The 24,490-nt window shown below is 64.8% G+C and carries 3 protein-coding genes; all 3 read left to right on the top strand.

Annotated elements, in window-relative coordinates:
- Positions 1–84: 84 nt before the first annotated feature.
- From ACYVLQ_RS09045 to ACYVLQ_RS09035, 3 genes are read left to right on the top strand one after another with little or no spacing between them, the layout of a single operon-like run.
- Complete coding sequence (locus tag ACYVLQ_RS09045; protein ID WP_460696937.1) at positions 85–1,482, top strand: hypothetical protein; 1,398 nt, start codon at positions 85–87, stop codon at positions 1,480–1,482.
- On the top strand, positions 1,479–1,949 hold the full coding sequence (locus ACYVLQ_RS09040; RefSeq protein WP_460696936.1) for a hypothetical protein: 471 nt from the start codon (positions 1,479–1,481) through the stop codon (positions 1,947–1,949). Before ACYVLQ_RS09045 ends, ACYVLQ_RS09040 begins: the two co-directional genes overlap by 4 nt.
- Complete coding sequence (locus tag ACYVLQ_RS09035) at positions 1,949–24,442, top strand: sigma factor-like helix-turn-helix DNA-binding protein (protein ID WP_460696935.1); 22,494 nt, start codon at positions 1,949–1,951, stop codon at positions 24,440–24,442. The genes ACYVLQ_RS09040 and ACYVLQ_RS09035 overlap by 1 nt, the downstream gene beginning before the upstream one ends.
- The last annotated feature ends 48 nt before the right edge of the window (positions 24,443–24,490 follow it).

The raw sequence follows: 24,490 nt of genomic DNA, 5'->3' as shown, positions 1-24,490 counted from the left end.
TCGATTATGGGAAGTGCCCGCGAGCGCACTGATGCCCTCAGGACCACCGTCGTGCCTGTCGTTCGCGGAAGAGTGGGATGTCAGATGACCGAGCCGAGAGGTGACGATCTCACCGAGCGGATCGTGACCGGGTTGCGTGAACTCGCCCCGCCCGGGTGGCAGCGGCTGGATGCGTGGTTCGCGGTGACCGTCGTGGCCGAGACCGGGCTCCTGATGATCGACGACGGCACGCAGTCGGTGCAGTGCCCGGTGCCGGACACGGTGTGGACCGCCGTCCGACAGCACCGGTCGGCGTCGGTCCGCTCGAACGACGGGCCGTGGTGGCGCTTGCTGGTGCGTGTCGATGCGGACGGCTCCGACATCGTCGCCGATCACGGTGTGGAGCCCTTCCCCGTCGAGCAATTGTTCGCGCCGGATGCGTATCTCGCGGATCTGGAACGCTATCCGCGGGAACGGCTGCCGGTGTGGCTGGCGGCCTATGTCGGGCGCGGCGTACCGCAGTCGAGGCCGCCCGGGCACGCCGCCGATCGGGCGCGCGCGGATGAGCGCGCGGGTGTGCGGGCGGTGGCGGTGACCGAGGAGTTGCCGGATCTCACGGCGCTCTGGGCTCGGTGGGCGGCGCTGTCGGCGGCATTCGTAGCGGTCAGGTCGGAGCGGGGCCCGCGGATCGTCCCCTCGGTGGGCATGTTCGAGGGCGCCGCGCGCAGCGGTTCGATATTGACCCTGCTGCCCGGCGACCGGGCCGTGCTGTCGGGTGGAGTGTGGGAGGCCCCGGTATTGGATGCCGCCTACAACACGGGCGCCGCGATGCCGGATTTCTTTGCGGGAGCCCCGGAGTGGGTGGCGGGCCCGGTGCTCGATCCGCGTGCGACGGTCGGCCTGCTGTCGTTTTGTTACTGGTGGGAGGACGGGCAGTGGTACCGGGGTGAGTCGGCGCCGATGTCGGAATGCGCCGAGGCGATGCCCGCGGTGTGGACGGCCGACACCGTGGCTGGCGTCGTCGGCGGACTGATCGGCGACCGGACGAGCGGAGCGCGGGCCGCGGAGCAACTGGTCTCCGCCGCGCAGACCGGGACGGTGAATCGCGCGACGATCGCGGACACCTTCGGCCAGGACGCCGACATCGACGGCGCACTGTTCCAGTTCATGGTCGCGGGGTTGACGGCCGCGCAGACGGACCGGATCGCCGAGGCGGACGCGGTCGAGCTCGTCCGGGACCACATCCGGCAGAGGGGTTACGACACAACGGGATATCAGCTGTCGGGGTTGCAGGCCCATCGTGTCAATGTGGGCTGGCTGGTGCGTTCGCCGGTGCCCGCGGGTGAGGTCGCCGTGCACCGCGCGGTTTTCTACGTCGCCGACGACGGAGTCGTGGAACGTTCGACGTCGTCGGTACCGCTGTCGGCGTTCGTGGCCGGATTCGAGCGACGGCTCCGCTTCCGCCGGGACAGCCGGACCGGGCGGGACGGGATGGTGTCGTGAACGAGCGGATTCAGCTGGATCCGGACGATCTGCGAGATCAGGGCGCGCGGCTGGTCGACCGCGTCGGCCAGACGTATTCACGACTGCATGGTTGCCTGGCACGCGCCGAAAGGCGCTGGGGCGACGACGATTGGGGCCACGCGTTCGCCAGGAACTTCACACCCCATGCCGATCAGCCGCTCGCCGGTCTGCGGGCGATGGAGGACAGCCTCGACGGTGTGGCCAGTGGAATCACCAACGCCGCAAAACAATTCGAATCCCAGGACCTGAGCGGCGCCGGGGCGATGGACCTGCGCCTGGAGGCGTTACGCCGCGGCACGCTCGGTGAGGTGGTGCGCGGGTACCGGCAGTGGCGCGCGGAATCGACCGGCGGCACCGCCGAGTCCGGTGGTTTCGATGAGGAAGGGGCAAGTGCGCAGGCCAAGGCGTTGCATACTGCGCTGGTCGGCCGCCCGGGCGGGCGTTGATGGGCGAGCCGCTGCCGTCGAACGCCCTGGTGCAGGTGCGGGAACTATTCGACAGCTTGCCCGCCGGTGGGCGGGAACTGATCGAGATGTCGCTGTTCGGGGGGATGCTGCCGGCGCAGGACGTGCCGCGGATGCGGTGGATGGCCGCGGAATTGCGGGCCGCGGCCGCGTCGGCGAACGATCACGCGGACGACACCGAAAGCCTGCTGGCGCGGGAGAATTCGGTCGGCGCGTTCGGTGACGGGGTGCGCGAGACGTTGCGTGTGCATCGCGAAGGTGCGGGCAGGCTGCGCGACGAGGCGCTGCTCATGGCCGATCAGGTGGACGGCGCGGCCAACGACGCGGAGAAGACGCTGTGTGTGATGTACGCGTTCGGCATTCAGCTGCTCTGGCAGATCGTGCGGATCATGGCGGCGGCCACGGCGGCCGGGCCGTCCGGGCAGGTGGCCGCCGCGGCGGTGGTGGACTCGAAACTGGCCGCGGGCCGGGCCGAGATCGCGGCGATGCGGGCGGGTTTGAAACATGCGTTGGAGAAGGGGGTGGCGCATGCGGCCGCTCGGCGGTCGGCGCTGGGGCCGCTGCGGCTCGCCGTCACATTGGGTAAGTCCGCGGCCCTGCCCGTGGGTGTCGACGCGGGCGTGCAAGCGTGGCAGGTGATGCGGGGATTCCGCGCCCCGGTAGCTGTCGGCGCGAATGGTGAGAACCCGAACGGAATCGATACGACGTCGATTCTGGCGGCGGGCGTGTCGGGTGTCGGCGGCGCGCTCGGCGGAATGCTGACGAGCCGGTTCACGCCGAAATTTCTTCCCGGGCTGGCGAACAGCCGGTTGCTGCAGGGACTCGTGAACGGGACCGCCGGTGCGATATCCGGTTTGGGCGCGGCGGCATTGGTCACTGGTTGGCCGGAGAATTTCGGCCAGGTGCTGGCACCGCTGCTCAATGGCGGGTTCGCCGGGGCGGTGCATGCTCATCCGGCCGCCCACCCCGGATCGGGTGCGGCGCCGCGCACGAGGATCGACGGCGGTGGCGCCTTCACCCGGCCCGACCTGTCCGAAGCCCGCGCCGCATCGATCCCCGCTCCGCGCGAGGGGGAGGCCGCGCTACGACCCGCCGCTCCCCTGCCGATCGAGGTCCCGGCGGAGTCCAGACGAGCGTGGGAGAGCGCGAAAACGGCTTGGCGGTCAGGTATGGGCCCGGCGCCTGCCGGGCTCGCGCCGACACCGCCCAGCGAGGCGCCCCGCCGCGACCCGGCGGCCTCGCGTCCGGCCTCCGGTGTGGCCGGGCGTCCCGAGAGTCCGGCGCCGGCCGAGCCTCCGCGGCGAGACGAATCGGCGGCCCGCGCACCGGCGGCGGTACCGCGATCGGTCGAGGGCGGTCGAGAGACGTCCGCGCCGCCGAAGGTTTCGGCGAGCGCTCCCGATCGCCCGGTCGGTACTGCGCACGAAATGACTGCCGCCGCAAGCGAAGACGGTTCACCTGGGGATGGCGGACGTAGCCGGAGCGGCGAGCAGCGGACCGATGCCGCCGCGGCCCACGCGTACGAGACTCCTGCCGCGGGTGAGCACGGGTCGGCGGCGAACTCCGAGAAGGACGTTGCGGCCGCGGATTCCGGCGGTGGTGACGATTCGTCGGTGCCGCACGCCGAGGCGCAGGCGAAGGAGACATTGGCGGCATTCACCGCGAGTTCCGCTGAACAGGTGCCGGAGGAGTCGCGCCTGTCCAACCTTTCCGACGACGTTCTGCAGGCCGGGTTGTACGACCTCGACGAGCGGATGTCCACGGTCGCGACCATGGAGCTCATTCGCCGAGGCACGGTCAGTGACGACGTCCCGGACGGGAAGGTGCTGCGGCCGAAACAGCTGGAGGCGTTGTATGCGCTGAACACGAGCCCGGTGGAGATGAAGCCGGGCGAGGGCAAGTCGCTGGTGTTCATGGCGGCCGCGATTCAGCGGGCGGTGCACCATGACGCGTGTCTGCTCGTAACGACGGCCGATGGGCTGGCCAATCGCGAATTCACCACGTACCGGCGGATGCTGTCCGGCTTCGGTATCGACGTCCTACGGGCCGACCAGCGCAATGGTTTCGGGCAGTTCGAAGGGCGGCGGGCGATCGTGGTGGCCACCGGCGAGACGGTCGGACACCTGTGCAATGCCGGTAAGCAGCCGCCGCGCCGGGTATTGATCGATGAAATCGACGGGATCATCGACCGTGGCGAGCAGACATTCCTCCAATCGGAAGGAGTCGATCTGGCCGCGCCCGAGGCGACGGCGAAAGCGGTATTCGACGCGCACGATTTCCTCGCGAGAGGGCTCGCGACACCATCCGATAAAGGAGGGTTGTCACACGAGGATTTCGGGCTCGTGCGGATCACCGAAAAGGTCGATGTACAACGGTCCGACGGAACCTGGACGGTTGAAGACAAGCACTGGTACCACGGTCGAGCGGAGCTGACGCCCGCGGGGCGGGAGAAAGTCGAGGCGCTCCGGGGCGGGAACGAGCTTCTGAAAGGGATGGGCGTGTCGCGGCTCGAAATGGCCGCCGCCGCCGAGTTCACCTGCCGCAAATCGGTCCACTACGTGATGAAGGCCGGACGGATCGTCATCGTCGATCAGAGAGAACACGGCCTGCAATACAACCCGAACACGTCGAGTGAGTCTCGGTGGAGCGCCGAAAAGGGCAAGGCGAGTCTGGCCCAGGCCGTCGAGGCCAGGGAGATTCGCGCAGCCGAGGCCGCGGGCGTGAGCGCCGAACAGCATGGGATCAGAGTGCGCGCCGACGCCGAGTCCAATAGGAGGATCACCGCGGCCGAAATCTACGGCACCGATCGATTCTTCGTCGAGGTCACCGGCGCCTCCGGCACTCTCAAAGACCTCAACCCGGTACTGAAGAATATTTACGGCCTGCAAGAAGCGTATGAGGTCGGGCGGTTCACGGCGCACGGACTGGTGCAGGGTCAGCCCGAGGTGGTGCAGGACACCCGCACCAAATTGAACACCATCGCGGGATACGCCCACGAAATATCGGATGGGGGTGCCGGCCGCTTCCAGATGATCCTGTGTCACCGCAACGACCTGGTCGAGCAGCAGGTCCAGGCATTGCTGCGGAAAGGAGTGCCCCGGGAGGCGATCGAGTCGGTCGATGCCGACCGGATCGCCGGATGGGGCGCCGACTGGGAAACCGAGCTGCAGAAGATCTTCGACGTCGCCGGCGAGCAGGGCAAGATACTGGTGATCAACCGGCAGGGTCAGCGCGGCGTGGACATTTCGGTGTCCGAGGCAGTGCTGGCCGACGGCGGTATGCATGTGTGGCTGACCGAGGTCCCCGAGCAGTCCTACATCTATGAGCAGGCTACGAACCGCACCGCCCGCAAGGGGGAATTCGGCACCGCGCAGGCGTTGATGTCGCCGCAGGATGCGCTGATCCGCAATGCCATGCATCTCTATGGGGTGCGCGAAACGGTGGTCCACTTCAAACAAGCCGCCGAAGCTCACGAAAAAGCCCCGACTCCGGAAAACCGGCACAAGCTCGCCGAGGCCGGTGGCGAATTCGGCTCGCTGGTGGGCCAATTGCAGCAGCGCGCCCTCCACCACGCCAACGCGGACTTTCTCGTCCGCTATGCCGACAAGTCCGCCGACCCGGTCGCGGCGCTCGAATCCGCCCTCACCCCATGGCAACCGAGTGACGAGGACACCGGCCAACCACCGCAGAACTCGGCCGCACGCCTTTCCGCGCTCCTGACGACCCCGGTATCGGCTATTTCCGGGGCCGTAGCCGAATTGGAGCAGGCAGGCGAGGCGGATCCGCTGGGCAGGTTGCTGGGACAGGCGAAGCTACCGGCCGCCGTCGTGGAGGCGCTGCGGCAGGAGGTCGACGCGACCGCTCCCGGGGCGGCCGTGTACAACGGCCTGCTCTCCGATGAAAAAGCGCTCGAGTTGCTCACAGACCGGCGCGACAAGCTGGCCCTGCAGCTCGGGCTGAAATCTGGGGACATCGAAGGCGCCGAAGGCATGCGCAATGTCGACCGCGCGCTGACCGAGGCCAGGGCCGCCCTGGCCACGGCGCTCGTGAACAAGGTTCCCACCTCCGACATCACCCCCGCCACGGCCCGCCGCATCGTGGGTGAAGCGTTCACCGACTACCTGGCCGCCGTCACTCCGTCTCCGTCCGCTGACTCGGCCGCCGAGGACCCGGCCGCCGAGGACCCGGCCGCCGAGGACCCGGCCGCCGCGAAGGTCGTCGATGCGGCATCGGTCTACCTGGCTACGGCGGCTCTTCTCGCCCGAGTCGTCGAGATCCACCGCCGCAGCCCCAACAACTGCGTCAACAACGCCGTGACCGGGGTCCGGGTGCTGACGGAAAACGCGAACCTCTTCGAAACGCTCGACAATAATTTGCACGGCTATAACAGGCAGGACATCGGTCGGATATTCGGCGCTCCATTGGAGAAGACCACATCGCTGGAAGAAGTGGCAGAATCTCTGAAGAGGCGGCCGGGAGGCATCTCGGTTCTCGTCTACAAATGGAAGCAAACGGAAATACAGGGCGCCATCGGCGCCGACGACCATATGGTTCTCGTGGTCAACGACAGTGACTCACTCGAGCATCCGAACCTGGTGGTGGTCGATCTGGCAACCTCCAGGGACGGCGAGTACGAAACCGATTTCGGTCCGCAAGACCTGAAGAACCGCGAAGCGCTCCTGAAGAGAGCCGTCGAATTCGACGACTGGCGGGAAAAGCAGCAGAAATTCCTGGGCAAACTCTCCTCCGCCGACCGCGAGTTCTCCACCATCGAACTGACAGGGGATGGCAGTCTCGTATCCGGCACGTACCTCCGTGACGCACCCGCCGAAGAAAGCCTGCCCGAGCGCCCCGCGATCTCCCTTGAAATGGAGGCCGAGTTCGAAGGAAAGAGTCAGCCGGCGCTCGCGAAGCCGCAGGGACACCTCGAGCGGGCCCTCGCGCTGATCGACAGCTTCCGAGGTCCAGCGGAAACTGCGCGGGAGGCAAAGTCTTTCGTGAACAAGTGCTACGCGCAGTTCCGCCAGGAACTATTGGACCATGCGGGCAGTAGCGAAACGGCACTGAATATCAACCTGGCGGCCGAGACATACGTCGCCGGACTCGTCTTCGATATCCAACGCGCCGCCAATGAGACACAGGTAGCGCTCCCCGCTATCCTCGCATCCCTCGAAAAGGCCGAAGCGTCCGAGCCCGATGCGTCGAAGGCCGACGTCTCCATAACCAGATTGAGGGAACTCGCCCAACGCCTACTCTCCCCCGAAGACCTCGAGGCGCCCTCGAATACTCTCGGCGAGCCGCCGGATGTCGTCCCAGCCGAACCGAAGGAACTCATCGGCAGCAGGCCCGCGGCGGATGCGCCGGGAGGCCGCGAGGGCTGGTGGGGTGAGGTCGCCGCGGCGGTCCTGAAACCGGTCACCGGCGATGCGAAAAGGTTGGTCAGCGAAGGGGGTATCCCCGAATTCCGTTGGCTTACAGTCGCATTGGGGTCCCTCGCCGGATACTTTACGACAACGGGCGGGGTTGCGCTGCGCAGCCTCGCCGACGAGCCGTTCGCCGACATCCTGCCCCTGTGGAATCGGCTGGGCGAACTCGCCGCCGAGTTCGAAAATCGAGGGTTCGGGCTCTGGCACGAGCGAACCATGTACCAACTGGCCGAATCGATGGTCGAGCACGCGCCGATCCTGCAATACCGGAATGCATATGAGGCAGAGCACAGCGTGGACGCTCAGGGGGTCTGCGTCGGCATATCGTGGGATGTCAGCCGAGCCGGAATCATGCGGCGTGGAGTCGTCGAGGTTGCCCAGGGCACGGCACGGGGAGGGGTGATGTTCGCAGACTTGTGGAACGAAGTCGGCGACGTCGTCCACGGGATAGAGAGCACCTGGCTTGATGACCACAGGGACGTCGCGGATAACCTCCACAATTTCAACGAGGGCATCCGAGGGGGACTTCGCGAGGAAGATTCGGCGCGCGCCACGTTCACTGGGAAAATGGCAGTTCGGAGAGGGTTTACCGACGTTGTCATCCACTACCTGAATGGTGAGCCAGGAAACTACGATTCGGCTCGGTTGACATTCGTCCGGCCGACCCGGCTGCGGGAAATGCGCTGCCGCACCCTGGGTCATCGAGCGGGGGCCCGCGTTCCGGAGGCATTGGACAGAGCGGGCTGGGCCTCCGAAATCGCGCTCTTGCGTGACGAGGTCGCTCAGGAACGTGCGTCGTTGTCCGACGACGCGCTGCGTTCGGGTGCGTCCGAGGCGCCCGTCATCTTGTCGGGCAAGCGCGCGAGGGTTGAGGCGCAGAGCAAAATTGTCGAGGAGCTGGCCCAGCGCCTCGCAGAATGGTGGGGCGAACAGGACGCGCGCGACCGGTCCGCTGTTGATGCCGTCGCCGAAGACGTGATGCGGCTTTCCGGTGCTCGGCGGGTGACACCGAACACCATCCTGCTGCCCGGACCCGTCGTCGTAGCCATAGCCGAGGACGGCTGGCACGACGATGCCGTGACCGACATGCTGCTGCACAACCTCGAGCTGCGCAACGAACTCCGCGCCACCGGCTACCGTATCCGTTTTCTGAAACCCGTTGCCGCGCAGGATGTCTCAGGGCACACGACGGTGCGGTCGGAAGAGCTGGGGGTCGTCCGTGTCGAGGCCACGCGGCAACTGCCCGGAGATCCGCGATCGGCCCGGCATCGCAGGCTGCGCGAACAGGTCCGCAGCCAGTTCCAATCGTTGATAGCGGTCGGCGCAAGCCGCGCCGTTGTGGCCGAGCAGTTTCTCAGGGCCGATTGGCGGTACAGAGCGGCTCTGGCGGAACAGTGGCACGACCTGACCTCTCCGCTACCGGGGGTTCCGGCGCGGTGGCGCAACCGCGCCTACCGCCACTGGCTGGCCAGGGATCTGGAGCGACTGGGCGCCGCACGGCGGCGCTTGGACGACAGCGAGTTGCGACGACTGGCCAACCTTGAAACCGTCGATGCCACAGTGGCATACGCCGACCTGCGTGCCGGACAGATTCCCGGCCGACCGGACGTATACCTGTGGGCATTCGATCCCGGCACCGGGTACCTGGTGCTGACGCTGGACGACACGGATCTGGTGCCCGCTGCTGCCGGTATCGATCAGCACACCATCGGCGCGTCGACCGTCGGCCGGATCGAAGCCGAGATAGACCGGATCGTCGACACATTCGCCGCGGACCGGCGCGCCGCACCGGGGCACAGCCGGGCTGCCGTAGTAGTGGTAACCGGCGACGCCGACTCGCACGCCACCGCGCGCGGAGAGTCCGATCTGGCCGAGATCGCGGCCACCCGCGACTTCTATCGGGCCTACCAGCACAAGGCACTCGGTTCATCCGCTGATCGGCAGGCGCTTGCCCGTCTGCTGGAAGGTGACCGCCGTGACACGGTGTCCGAAATGCTATGGCTGGTCGAACTTCTGGCACCGGGCCATCCGGTTCGGTTGATCGGGCCGACGGCCCCGGGCTTCCCGGTCGGGGCACCGGGCGAAGAGATTGCGACCAGGGTGGGCGCCGACTGGTCGAGGGTGTTCGACAGACCCGAAGACGTGGCGACACATCTGGCAGGAAGGCCGGGCGCGTTCACCCTGCTGGCCGTCGAGAACCCGGCACGTGGCTACGGCAGCGGCGTGGATCTGGTGATGGTCCGAAACGACCGCGACGGCCTCGTGCAGATCGATCTGAACGACGTCAACCCGAACGGGGTCGAGCCCGGGGCCACGGCGCGGACGGCCCTCGCCCGTGACTGGCCCCGGTTCGAGCCCGACAGCTGGGCGGGTAAGTGGGGCAAGGGATTCGGGATCGGATTCGGGCCTGACGGGCCCGAGCGCCCCTTGGCCGATGGCGAGTCGAACGGTGTTCCCGGTCAGGATTTCCCGGTCGGCCTGATCGGGGCGCGGCCCTCGGACACGGGCTCGGCGTACGAGCGCTACTGGCATCAGATTCGGCAGCGGCACGACGATCGGACGAGATGGCTGGGCGCGAAATTCGGGGGACCCGTGCCCACGGCCCTGGGCACGGGTTCGACGGTGTTGGTGGACTGGGCAATTCGCCAGGTCGAAGATCGGGACCGCCTGGCCGAGTTGCTCCGGCTGAAACCCGGCGATCTCGTCGGCGACCCGTCCGCACGGCAGGTGTGGGCGCAGCTCGATGAACGCCGCATGCTGCGTACCGACCACGGTGACGCCGGATACGGCCTGTACGTCGATCAACGACTGACATGGACCGCCATCGCGGGCGCGTATCGCCGTGTCGGCGACGATGTGGACCTGGCTGTGGATCGGTTCGCGGAGAGCCTTCAGGTACTGGAGAGCGCCGACCGCATCGCGCTACTCGCTTGGCGGCTGGAGTGCTTCGCCGAACTGGCCGGACAGCTTCGTGCGGACGACATGCGCGACGACCAAGCCGGTCGGCCGGGCGGCTCGGCCGAGGCCGTGCGGCGGCGGGAGTTGGTGCGGCGACTGGAATCGCTGACCGCCGAACTGGAGTCGCACGAGAACGCTCTCGATGCGATGAACACCGTTGAACTCCAAACCGTTTGCGGTCGGTACGGTTTGGCCTGGTCCACGCTCCGGCCGAACCAGCCGGGCCGAACCCGGTTCGACGCCCTGCTCGCCACCGCCACCAGTGAGCTTCGCGCCGTCATCGGCCGAGACCCGGCGCGGCTGAGCGGGCAGGAGCTGAGCGACTACCTGAATTCCTCCGACGACAACGCCGTGAAGTGGGCGGGGGTCCTCGGCGATCTCACCATGGTTGCCCGCGTCACCGATGAAGCCCACCACCATGAGACCCTGATTGCCGACCTCACCGCGCGGCTGGACGACGAACTGACGCAGGCGTTCCGCGCGCCTCCCGGCTCCCTGTTCGACGGTATGACCCGGCGGGTAGGTCGCGAACTCGCGCTGCTGCACGCCGACATCATGCAACGTCAGGAGCCCCGCCCGTCCGTCCGGATGGTCGACTCGACCCGCCCTGGCTGGGCGGGCATCGTCGACGATCTGGACCGCAAGCTGGATGCCGCCCGGCTGAACGCGTTGCGGCTCGCGGCCGAGTTCGCTGCGGAGTCGGCGCAACACCTCCAGCACCACCCCGACGACCGGCAGTTGCTCGAGCCCGGCCCGGACCTGCTCGACCGGCTGCGGGCGGCGGCGGACGTACGAGAGCGCCCCGCCGATGGCGGCCGGGCCCGGAGTCTCGATCGTCTCGCCGTCCGGCGTGCGGAGTGTGTGAGGTGGGAAAATCTGTTCCGCGACCTGAACCGGCAGGCACAGCGCTGCGACGCATTCGCGGGCGAATACCGCAGGCGCCCGAGCGATCGCGTCCTGCGCAAGCTCACCGAGGCCTTGGCCGCCGCGGTTCGTATCGGCGAGTCGGCGCCCAGGGACGAGTCCCGTCATGAGGCGATGCGGCGTGCGGTGGCCGAATTCGCGCTGACGCGGTTGCCCGGAATCAGCGCCCCCGAGATGCCGTCGGGCAGTGCCGAATGGGCGGACCAGTGGCTGCGGGTGCCCGATGAGTCCGACTACCGCGGGGGCTTGACTGCCAGCGAGGCCGTAGAACTCGCGCGGCAACAGGTCGCGCGGACCCACGAGTGGTGGAACGGCCTCACCGACGACATCCTGCCTACGGATCTGCGGGATCCGGAATCGAGCGCCGACGGCCCGGGGCTCGGATATGGCGAGTTGCGAGTCGCGGTGATGTCGCAACTCGTGCTCAGCGGGACGCTCGGCGCACCGACGAACGCCCTATTGAACATGAACGAGGCGGCGGCGCTTTCGATCAGGTTGGATCCGACCGATCCTCGATATGAACTGGTCGCCGAATTGTCGGCCGCGGGCGGCGCCTCCGCGCGTTCTCCCCTGGAGACATTGCGTTACGCCGACTTCTCCGCGGGAGAGTTCGAGTTCATTCTCGGTGCGGTCCCGGAGGAGTCTAACAAGGTTGTATATCTGGTGTGTGATCGTGAAGCCGACCCCGTTTCCGCGTATTTCGACGCTGCCGCGGAACTGGTAAAGCAGACTCACGAGATCATGCCGAATTCGAAGGTCTCCGTGGTGGCATGGCGACGCGGTCCCACCGGCGACTCCGAGGAGTCCAGCCGTATCCGCGGGTTGCTGTTGCGTCAGCAGATTATTGCGGACAATCACCACCGTCATTTGGTCAACGCGGAAATGTCGGCGGATATCACCATTGTGGCTGTCGACAGTGGCTGCTATGCGGCTGGTCAGGCGGTCTCACCGGAAATAGCGGGGTTGCACACGCTGGCGATGGTCGACCCGAGTCCGCATGCTGGTGTGCCCCGGGACTTCGATGAGGCTATATATGTCGTCAGCCGTCAGGAATCCGTCGACAGCTGGCTCCGCACCTGCGCGGCGGCTTCCCTGTTCCGTGTCGGATCACCGCGGGAGTCGCGCGGACAGGCGCATGATCGAGGCGCGGCGAATATCGCTCACTTCCGTGAGCTGTACTCGGAACGCTCCGAGTGGAAGCAACTGCCCGCGCTGGTAGGTGAGGCTGATGGACTGCCCGCCAATATTCGGTCCGATATCAATAACAAGACGCTCGAGCACGCCGAGTCCTCGGGAAACCACGCCGCCGCCGTATTCAGGGAGGCGCTGCGCCAGCCGATGGCGTGGGCTCGGGAACACAACCTCCGATTGCGGCAGCCCATGCCGCACATACTGTCGGTCGACGTGTCGAACCCGAACAGCGCCGAGATGACGCTGGCCTTCGGAGAACTGGGTCCGGAGGTCCCGCTGCCCGAAACTGAGGCACTGGCCGCGGTGACGCAACTCGATCAGAGCTCCGAGACTACGGTGCTGACCTACGTATTCGATGACACCGACGACCCGGCCACACTCGACGCGCAGGTGGTGGCCGCCGCAGCCCGGCTCGAGTGGGCACGAGACCATTACGGCGCGGACGAGGTCGCGCTCGTGGCGCACGTCCGAATCCACCTGTCCGGAACCGACGACGGCACGGATACGTCCGAGGCGATGGCCCGGCGTCTGGCCCGCCGGTTGGAGGCCCTGCAGGGAGCGCGCGGCGCCAGTGAGCTGCGACCGGCGACGATATGGGTGGAGGGCAGCCCGCAGGTCGACTCGATCCTCACGGATATGATCCGCGCGGACGAGGGTGCTCCGGTCGATGAGGCCATATCCCCGGCCGCGCATCACGCCTCCAGGGAAACCTCTCGGGACCCCCTGGGTCTGGAGGGCGAACTGCAGGAGTGGGAGGCCAACTATCGCGGCGATCTCGAAGAACTCGACCGAAAGCTCAACGATGCCGCGCCGGGCGCGCGAGAATATGCGCTGCGGCAGCGACGCGTTCATGTGGAGAATTTGGCGAACGGTGTCGCTGCTGCCCTGAACCGCCACGGCATGGCGCGCAACCGGCTCGTCGAGGCCAAGGCAATGGCATCTGCGGAGTTGCTCTACTCGGCCGTCGATCTGGGCGACCTCCAGCGTCACAATACAGTCGTCGCCGAATTGGTGGCGGCCGGCCGACGTGCGAAGGATCTGGCTGATCGGTTGGAGGAACTGTACAACCTACATCTCGATTTGGTAGAGCTGGAGCCGTTTCACGATTACGTATTGGATGCCGATCCGCCGCTGCGGTTGGACTGCTCCGATCCCAAGACATACCCGATGATCAACGCGATGCAGATGATGCTGCGGGGGGTGTACGGCGATCGAAGCGAGCCCTTTATGGCTCAGGAGCAGGTGACCGACTCGCCGACTGTGACTACTGAAATCGAAACCAGCTTCGATAACGACCACGATCGGGTCATACATCACGATCTGGTTTCGGGCCACGAGCAGCGGATGTTGTGGCTGCATATCACCGATCACATTCTCGGCAAGAAAAATAGCGACGGAAAGAGCCTTCTCGAGCGAATTGCGTTTCTGTTGAGGCACGTCATAAGCCACCATGGAAAACTCGAAAGACTGCAAACCGTGCTGCGGGAAGGCTTCGGTTACTCCACCTGGCATCATCCGAACGATCCAGGAAATTCCGTCGGCAGCAGGCCGGCGGAGCACGGCGGACAATCGGACTCGTCCGAGCGTGAAGACAGTGCTGTGCCGTACGGCGCCAACCGGAAATCCGCCGAGCAACGGCGCTTCGAACACTGGTATCGCACCGGTAACGGGGAGTCGGAACCAACGCAGCCGGTAACTCGCTACGTCGAGATGCATCGCCTGGAGTTCTCACAGGTGCGTCGGTGGATGAAGCAACTCGGCGCTGACCCTGCGATCCACGACAACGAACCCGATACCCCTGTACCGCTACCGCAGGTCACCGAACTCGGTGACTGGCCCGAGCGTCTTCGCCGCTATCTTGCCCTCACTCCCTCCGGCATGGATCAGCTTATCGGCGCGCCCCGCGGCAGCTGGTCAGCCTACGAAAGACACGAAAAAGACCTCGCCATAACGCAACTCCGCGCTCTCCTCCGCCGGGTTCCGGGACTTCGCGAGGGCTACCGTGCCTACGCCCACCATCACACGCAGCTGCTCGCGAACGGTAAGCCCGCCCATCCCGAAGGCTACGACCACCTCGGCGAATACCTCAAATTCCTGCGCACGGAAGCCGGTATGACGCTGGAGCAGGTCGCGAGACGTGTGAACCTGAGTGTGAGCAGCGTTTCGAAGCACGAGTCCGGGCGGCACCTGCCGTCGCGAACGGACGTTGAAGGGTATATGAGGGTATTCCCTCCTGCCGCCGGAGTCACATACCGGGAACTGGTGGAATGCTTTCCGGAACTCGACGTCGATCGACTGGTTTTCCCCAGTTTCCGCGCCGCCGAATCATTTCATGAATACATCCGCTATTGGCGCAATATCAACGGGGACATGTCGGTCTTCAAGGCTGCCGAACGGTTCGGCGTGGTGCGCAGAACCCTGATACCGGCCGAGGTCGAAGCCCGTGAATCCGGCGCCGGGAGGCCGCGCAGGCCGGAACCGCTCGAACTCCTCGGTCTCTACGATGCATTGCTGGTCGAGTACCCCTACCTGCCGCGCGAGGCAGGTCATTGGAACGACCTGGCCGAAGCATGGGGATACGAGTACCGGATGAGCCCCGACGGAGAGCCGATACTCGACCCCGCGATCTACTCCCCCAGTGCCTGGGTCACCGCGGTCCGCCTGGGTCACCGAATGTCCCAAAGTAAGTTCGCGGCGCGCATTGGTGTATCCCTCGGCCTGATCGGAGATATCGAGAGGGGACGTCGCCCGCCCACCCCCCGTTTTCTGACAAAGCTGGGCGCCGCGTTGGACATTCCGGACGAGATTCTTGCCGCGGTGCTTCAGCGCCTGTCCGACCAGCCGCCTTCCGGCGACAACTTCAACGGCCGCGTCGGCAGCCGTCCGTCGGAGAGCGGCCCCGCCGACGCTGCCTCCAGCCTCGAGGACCGTAGAAATATTGCCGACCGGGTTCGTGGACGGGAAATCCGGCTGTGGCAGGAACTCGCCGCACTGCTCCGAGCGCACGATATCGATCCCGCGGAATTCATCGCGCCCGATTCGGGGGTTTGGCAAAATTGGCTCACGCAGCACGCGGAAACCCGGGATGATCTGGTGCGATTGCTCGGTATCGAGTTCGACCGAGGCGATGACGAATGGTTGCACCATACCGCCCGGCACCAGGCCCGCGCGACTCCGGAGTTCACGGCCACGGCCGCGCGGTTCGCGATGTCCTATCGAGTTGTCGCGCTGGTCGGCGACATCCATCGATTGCACCGGTGGCAGCGAGTGGTCACCGAGTTGGAAGACGATCTGGGCGCCGCCGAAGCTGCTCGTGGCCCGAACTCGCCCTCGGTCCGAGGTGCGCGGGAACAACGGTTGGATCGTTACGCCCATCAGCTGTATCTGCTGGGTAGAGCCGTGGAGAATGCCGAGCGGGACCGGCAGTCGTTGGATCCGATGCGACGGCGATTCCTGTCCTCGCTGCGGGAATTCGACATCGAGCCGCCGGACAGATGGCAAGGGATAATGGGTCTGCAGGTTCGCCTGCGGGGGATGCTCTCGACCGAAGTATCGAAGGCGACCAGTGGTGCGGAAGCAGAGGATCGAATCCGTCGATTGAGCTTCTTGGTCGCGGAATCGGACATGCTCGCCGCGGCGGAGGAGACTACGCGTCGACTGAATGCGGATATGGCGACATGGCTGAACCATGTCGAGGGAGTTCTGACGGGAGTTCCCGCCGTAGACCATCGGCTGCCCGTCGAGGCACTGCCCTCGGAAAATCCCGATCCAGCCTACGTGGAAAATGTCCGGGAACTGTCAGCCGCGGTGCGTGAAGAGATTGCGTGGCAACGTCGTCGTGATCTCGTGGCTCTGCTGGACGGGTATGGACCGGAGTTCCATGTCGATGTCACCAGGCTGGACGCGGGTGCGCTCGGCGCGAGTGAACTATTGCGGCTGACCAGCCTGCGCGCGCAGGAGCCCGCCGGCATCGCGGGAGAACTTGATGGCGCGGACTCCCGAGAGGCGGTGGCGCCCGAGCGGTTCGGCGTCGTCTCGTGGGCGGATCGGCTCGACGCCGCGATCGAGCTGGCTCGTGGGATCGTCGCCGCAACCTCCAGGATCCGGAGGATCGACACGCTCGCAGGCGTATTGGATCAAGCAGATCGCTGCGGCAGGAAGGCCAAATCCTGGACGAAGGATCTGCTGGAGGAGCATTTTCGGAAATTTCCGCACGATCGTTCACTCCGCGATGTCGACGGTGGTATCGACTACAGAAAATTGGTTGCGTTGATAAATAGTCATAAAACGCAACTGCGCTCCGAAGGCTGGCCCGTCGACAACGATCGGCTATCTCCGATATTGGCCATGGATCAGCAATACCAGGGTTGGTGTCTACTCCGCGATGCCTGGTCGGTCGCGCATTCCTGGGAAATGTGGTGGCACGGCGCGTGGCGCGCCCAGATCGACCTCGCCAGACGAGCGAGCGACTGGCGTGCGGCGGAGGATCGCAAGCTCGCGGCCCATGAAAGACTTCGAGGACTCGACGTTGCCGCCGATATCGACCTGGACCGCCTGGAATCGCCGGCGTATCTGAGCAGCCGGCTCAGGCAAGCTCTGAAGAGTCTTCTTCGGGCATTCGACTCGCCGGTGCCGGGAAAGCTCGGCGAGCTCGACGTCGAGCGAGAGTTGCGAGTGGCCGAAGTGGCAGAAGCAGTCCGGGAGCTGTTCGAGCAGGTCGATCTCAACCGAACGCAACACGCATATGCCGAACTCTGCCGGCAGCTGACCACCATCGGATTCGCCGCTGTCCGCTACACACACTTCACGAATCGTCTCGACATGGAGGTACCTCAGGCGCCCCTGGGATCCCCCACCAGCGTCGAGGTACCGCCGGACAGTTCTCCCGACACGCCCGGTGTGAGCCGCGACCGGCCGGGATGGCCGGGAAACGCCTTCAGGGGAGACGACCCGTTCATCAACCTTCAGGCGCTCGTCGACCGGGCCACCGGTTCCAGCCCCAATAGTAGGGCCCGGGCGAGGTCCATCGACGAAGCAATGGAGGAGTGGTACATCGAGGCGGTTGAACAGGTAGCGGAGTTCCGCACCGGTGTGCCCCATCGGTCCGCCCGAGAAATGGCGGTCACCGCACGGGTGCTGAACGCCCTGGTGTGGAAGCTGACGCAGCGGCTGGCCGAAGAATTTTCCGAACTTGCGGACTCACCTCCGGCCTCGGTGGATCCGACCGAGCTGCGGTCGAGGTACTCGGCGCTGCACCACAGAGCGCGCAGACTGCGAATGCAGGCCGATGCCGTCTGCGAGCTAGTTCGAAGTCTGCCCGAAGAATTGCCCGCCGGGTCGCTCGAGCCTGTCGCGGGGCATCCTGCTGCGCCGGAGTTTCTGGACGATTTCCCGAGGCTTCTCGGGCGTGTGACGAATGCGTTGGTTCAGCCGCCGGGCGCAGCATCGGAATTCACCCCGTCCGCGGACACCATGGCGACTTCGGCAGCGAATGCGGCGACGAGCCTGACTGCGTTTATCGGCACGAACTTTCCGGGCCAACCGAGAAATTGGTTCACACATGTCGACCGGTACGCGCTCGCTCGCGTAAGCCTACGGTTCGATCACGCCCTGTTGCGGGCGCTTCGGTCCGCGTCGGCAGCGGAATCTGCACAGCTGGAGGCATCGGGTCCGGTGCGGTCGGGGTCGACGATGGATGCCGCTGAACTATCCGATCTGTCGCTTGCTGCTCGGTTCTACGTGACGAAGACCAGCGCCGTCGAGATCGCGATGAATCTTGTGGCACGAGCGGCGTCGGCATACGAAAGTGTCGCTCAGCGCATGACAGATCCGGCATCCGCGTCGTTTTCGGCGGAAGTCTTCAAAAAACTGAACGAGCATCTTGCCGAAGAAATCAGCGGACGTACAGGCCCCGAGGTTTCGGTACTCATGCGTCGTGGCGGGTTCGAGCGGCTGGTGCGGGACAGCGCGGCGGCGGATGCGTTCGACGAGACGATTCGGCGTCTCGAGATATCGGATTCCTACGAGGCCGCCAGGGAAGGGTTCGTAGCCGAAGCTCTTCGGCGTCTACATGCGGACCCGAGCGAAGCGAGTGCCGTCAGAGAATGGTTCACCGAGTCGGTCTATTCGGCTTATCTCGATGGGTTGCGGTCGGTTCGCGCGGCTACTCTCTACTTCGCTCGGTCTCTGGCGACGCTGGAGTGGCAGGACCTGATTCATTCGTTCACCCGGGGTAGAACGATGCTTCGGGCGCGAGAGCTGGTGCGCACGTCGCATGGTGAATCGCTGGAGTCACTGATAGCTGCGAAGCGGATCGAAGTGGGCGAACCTCGCGGGATGTATCTGCCCAGGGACCGCGTCCCGGTGCGTGTTCCGGTTCACGATTTCTACGATGCGTACTGCATTGTCTTGCAGGCCGCGTTCGAAGACGTGCGTCGTGAGCTGGGAATCGGTCAGGAATATATCGGCACCGAGAATGCGGTGTTCTACTCCGAGTGGAGTCGCGCCAGGGAATTCACTGATGCCGGGCCGGAGGTATTGGAAGCACTGATATTGCGGTGGGAAGGGTCCCGGGCGACCGAGCTGTTCGGATCATTCCATTTCGCGTCGTCCACGCGTCGGGACGCAAAAGCCGATTTGTTCGATAGGTCTTACCCGGCTCTCGAGGTCGTCTTGCGGGCGCCGGCGTCGCTGGCGGGACCGCGAGCGCGGTTCATTCGTGAGCTTCTGGAATCGGACCCGAAGTTGCATGTGCTGGTCCCCGCGGCGCGCGAGATCTACGACCGCGGTCCCACCGAGGATCTGATATCGCCGCTGGTGGCAGGGGACTTGAAATCGTATCCCGCTCCCGCCCCAGGCGTCGGCATGGACCATGAGGCGGCCCGGGCGGTCCTCGAGGTCATTGCCGCTGTCGCGCGCGCCACCGCCTGGAAGCCGCGCCCGCCGGATTCCGACGGCCCCGATCTGCCGGATAATTTGCCGAACGGGCCGACGGGCGAAGTCGGCAGCAAGCCGTCGGACAGCGCAATTGGGCCTTGGGCGGCCCCGGCGATTTCCACGCCGTGGACGCGGCGGCCGACACCATGGTCGTCCCGGCCGCAAAGCCGCACCGAGGTGGCAAACGAGGGACCGACGGGGAATGTCGGTGACCGGCCGCATGACGAACGAGCCTCCGGGGAGGAGCGTGCCGCCCGCCTGGCGAGGCTTCTCAACCGCGTCGAGCCGCTCGTTTTCGAGGAGGGCCGGATTTTTGTCGGTGATGCTTTGTTCGTGTATCCGATGGAGATGCGTCGCTGTATCGCTCAGCTCTCCAGAAGACAGCGTGTACTTGTTGTGCAGTTGTTCGATCAGGGTCTCGATGTGGCGCAGGTAGCAGAATTTCACAGTGGTACGCGTGACGCTGTTATCGCACTGGGCCGGGATACGTTTCGGCGTTTGGTCGAGTTGTTGCGTGTGGAGCTGGAGCGGCCCACTGATCTGTCGGAGTTGCTTGCCCGCGGGAAGGCACTCAGCTTTGATGAGGCGATGGTCACGATCCGATTGGCGATGATCGACGAGGAGGCGGCTCTGAGGAATTGCCTGGATCGGCTGGGTACGCGTCAGCGCGAGTGTATCGAGTTGCGGGTGCTGCAGGATCGGAGCCGGGCCGAGGTAGCGGCCGTGACGGGCACGTCGGAAACGAACATCATCATTGCTAATAGCGCTGCCGTGCGCAATGTGATCGAGTGGCTTCCGGGTGAGCTCGATCGGCCCGGGCGGCTGGCCGAGCTCCTTGCGCGGGTGGAGCCGCTGGATTTCGAGGACGGCCGGATTTTCGTCGAAGACGCCTTGATCGTGTATGAGGTCGAGATGCGTCGTTGTTTCGCTCGTCTTCTGAGAACACAGCGCGAATTTGTTGTGCAGTTGTTCGATCAGGGTCTCAGCCTGGCGCAGATAGCCGAACTTCGCGGTAATAAGCTTCCGGCTGTCATCGCGCTGGGCCGGACCACGTTTCGGCGTTTGGTCGAGTTGCTGCGCGCAGAGCTGGAGCGTCCTACCGATCTGTCGGAGTTGCTTGCCCGCGGGGAGGCGCTGACTCTCGACGAGGCGATGGTTGCGATCCGTCTGGCGATGATCGACGAGGAGACGGCCCTGAGGCATTGCCTGGATCGACTCGGTGAGCGCCAGCGCGAATGTATCGAGTTGCGGGTGCTGCAGGATCGGAGTTCGGCCGGGACAGCAGCCGATATGGGTATATCCGAAGCTAATGTTATATACGCCAATCGCCTTGCCGTGCGCAATGTAGTCGAGTGGCTTCCGGGTGAGCTCGATCGCCGTGGGCGGGTGGCCGATTTTCTTGCGCAGACCGAACCACTGAATTATAAGGAAGGGAGGTTGTTCGTCGAATACGGCTTGTCCGCGTATCCGATGCAAATGCGTTTTTGTTTCGCTCGACTCCCCGTGCAAGAGCGGATACTTATCGGGGAACTGTTCGATGAAGGTCTCGGCGTGCCGCAGGTCGCCGAGTTGCATGGGAAAACGGTCGGCAACTTCATGAGAGTGGGCTGGATTACGTTTCGGCGGTTGGCTCGGTTGCTTCGTAGCGAACTCGAGCGGCCTACCGAGTTGTCCGAATTGTTTGCCCACGGAAAGGTGATATCTGCTCGTGAGGCGGCGGCCGCCGTCCGTGTGGTGATGATTGCTCAGCCAGATGCATTGAGGCGCTGTCTCGATCGGCTCCCGGACCATCAGCGTAAATATATCGAACTACATGTACTGCAGAATCAGAGCCTGGCCCGGACAGCAGCGGCGGTGGGTGAGACTGAATATTCAGTCAAAGGTGAGTACGCCCGTGCCATGCGCCGTGTGATCAAGTCGCTGCGTGCGGAGTTCGGCCGGATCCGCGCAGCGGACAATGATGCCGAGGGGGCAGAAGGTGCGAACGATAATTCGGAAGCCGCCCGGTCTCCGGAGGAGCGCCGATTCCGGAAGTGGTATCGAATGCGAACGCACGCGGCGGCCGGATCGGCAACCCAGAGCCTGGCCCAGTATGCGCGCATGCACCGCCTGAGCACGGAACAGATGCGGCGCTGGTCGAGTGCAATCGGCGCGGATATCGGCCGGTACACAGCGGAAAAAGATACCCCGGTCCCGCACCCCAGGGAATACGACGATGCCCGCCACTGGCTCGACGCTGTTCATACCTATCTGGCGTTGGAACCCGAGCAGATGGACGAACTCCTCGAGGGAGCGCCGGGAACGTGGCGCGCCATCGTGAGTAGTGTCGCGCAGTCGCCCCAGCGGCTGCCCTCGTTCGCCATCCGCCAGGTGCGCGCCCTACTGCGACGTGTACCCGACGCTCGTCACCTCTATACGCCGATCGCTCTCCGCTTTCTCCCCGAGCTTGCGGAACCGACCCACCTCGGTACATACTTGCGCTATCTGCGTGAATCCGCTGGCATCTCGCCACAGCAACTAGCCGAAAAGATCGGTGTCCCCGTCGATGCGGTCTGGAGACGTGAATCCGGGCGCCGCTACTTCAGATCGGTCGAGTGGTGGGAGACATATCTTCACGCATTGATCTCGGAGACCGCCGGATACGTGTATGGGCGAGGTCTCGGCAGCATCGGTGACAGTCTTCGATATCTCCGTGAGCGGGTCGGACTCACCGCACAGCAACTTGCGATCGCACTATCCGAACCGGCGGAGGCTGTTATCGCCATCGAAACCGGGCGATCCAGGCCGACGTTACAGATGGTGGAGGCATACGTTCAGGCCGTGACTCCAGGCGTAGCCCGCTACCCCGAAGGTCACGACTACCTTGGTAGCTACCTGAAGTATCTCCGTGTATCGGCGGGTTTGTTGTGCAAACAGCTCGCCGACCGGGTAGGAATTGCGGAATATTTGGTCGCCGCCTGGGAGAGCGGAAAAAAGCCGAGCCGTGGCCTCGCACCCTACCTTCGGGTCTTGCCGAATGCCGCCTCCGCTGCCGATGTCGCCGAGGTGTTTACTTTCTTGCCGAGGCCTGTCTTGCGGTTCCCGAATCCGTATACAACGCTGAATTTCGATGAATATCTGGAATACTTCGGCCGCCTGAACCAGCTCAGCAACAGGGCCGCTTCCAGAATTTTCGGAATGAGAGGAGCGCACGGCGAACGAGAGTTGGTGGGGCTATCGGAATTGCGGGTGCTCCGAGCGCACGATGAAATCCGTGATCACCCGGGAGCGCCCTCGTGGAACGATTTCGCCGGGGCGTGGGGATTTGGATACAGGATGGACCCGGACGGGGAACGGCAACCCGATCCGGAGATCTTCGCCGCGCAGCTCGGTACGGACTTTTGGATAAACGACTGGATGAGGGCTACCCGCCTGTACCACAGAAAATCCCGGCCAGAATTCAGCCTCGACATCGGCCGGGCAGCCCGTTGGGCAGACGGTGTGGAGCAATATCAGTATTCTGTCACGTTGTGGGCGGTTCGAGCCATGCGGGACGCCAATCTGATTTCGCGTGAGATATCGATTGCGGTGATCAAGAAATACTTTTTCCGGTCCGACTTCCATCCCGCTGAGCCGCGTGAGTCGGAGAAGTTCTGGAACTTCATCGCCGCCCGCATCGGGTCCGATGAAGAAACTCAGATCAGAAATGATATATTCCTGAGCTTCCGATGGATGCTCGAGATCGCGGCGCGGCGTTGGGCTCCGCGCGAGCTGCGCGAGGACTTCGCCCAACGACTCTTCTTCACGATGCGGGCAACGATAGAGAGACACGCCCCTTTTCATTCTTTCGCCCAGCATCTCTGGGCGAACTGCCGTGGTGCCGCCTACCTGTACCTACTCGAGCGCAGGTTCGGGAGAAAGGTATCTGGCTATACGGATCTGGTACTGGTTGGCAAGATCGACTACTATCTCTACCGGCTCGGTGAGTCCGGGACGCGGCCGCCGAGTGATACGGAAATCGCGCGAGCGCTGGAGCTTACCCCGGAACAGGTCGGCTGGGGGCGTCAGCTGATCGCGCAGTCGACCGTCTATCTCGACGCGCCACTGCAGGATAGGTCGGGCGAATTCGGGAAGGCCGGATCGCGCGAGATAGCCGATCCCGCCAAGCCCCCGGTCGAAAATGACGTGGTTGTGCACGAAACCCTCCGGGGCCTCCTAGCCGAACTGCCTGATTCCGACCTGGTAGCGACCCTTGTCGAACTATGCCAGGTGCAGGGTACGTCGGTGCACGAGGCTGCCGCTGAGGTGGGAATCGGGTCGGAGCGCGCGGAACAACTGCTGGAACAAGCCGGTCGAATACTTCGAGGCGCCAGAGACGCACTGACAAACGAGGAAGAACCGCCCGTCGTGGACGACGACAATGATCGAGGGCGCGCCGGTGACGAGGCGAGTGCCGACAGCGAGCACGGCGGGCACTCGCTCAACCGATGTGGGCACCTTACGCTGCGTCTGCAAAAGAGCCGGACCGGCAGACTGGATGTGATAGTGCCCGGTGAGGTAGACCGGTCGGGACTGTTGGCGATGCACTGTGCGGCTTTACTGCACGGACACGGGAATCCGGATGACCTGACACCGGATGAACTGCCGCGCGGGTTCCGTATCGAGCCGACACGATCGCATCTCAACCTTGCCAAGGCCATCCTGGAAGCGGTCGGCAATCTGCCTCCCGCAGCGCGAAACGGCGTCTCTGTCGTGGTATTCGACCAGACTCGTACCAGGGATCGGCACGGAGTCAGCGGACACATTTATCGGCTGGTGTACCGATGTGACGAGACGGGAAACGATGGACGCATCGAGCTGCAGGATCCCGGGATGCGACGGATCGGCCCGTGGAACGCGCGCACGAATGTGAGCGACCTGACACAGATCTGGGCCATGGCGTTCGATCGGAACGGTTATGCGTTGCCCCTGTCCGGAGATACCGATCCAGCCCTGCGTCCCATCTTCAGGGTCGGGCACGACGCCGCGGGCAGCAACCGGTGTTCTTACAAGACTGGGTAACGGAGCGTCGGGAGGCGGGAGCAGACTCGCGCCGACAGGGGACGGAAC

Source organism: Nocardia thraciensis, assembly GCF_054782435.1.
Note: the sequence above shows the minus strand (reverse complement) of the source record. Positions and strands in the feature narration are given on the sequence as shown.

Coding starts and splice junctions, on each gene's coding strand:
- ACYVLQ_RS09035 (WP_460696935.1), top strand. CDS start 1,949: ATGGGCGAGCCGCTGCCGTCGAACGCCCTGGTGCAGGTGCGGGAACTA.
- ACYVLQ_RS09045 (WP_460696937.1), top strand. CDS start 85: ATGACCGAGCCGAGAGGTGACGATCTCACCGAGCGGATCGTGACCGGG.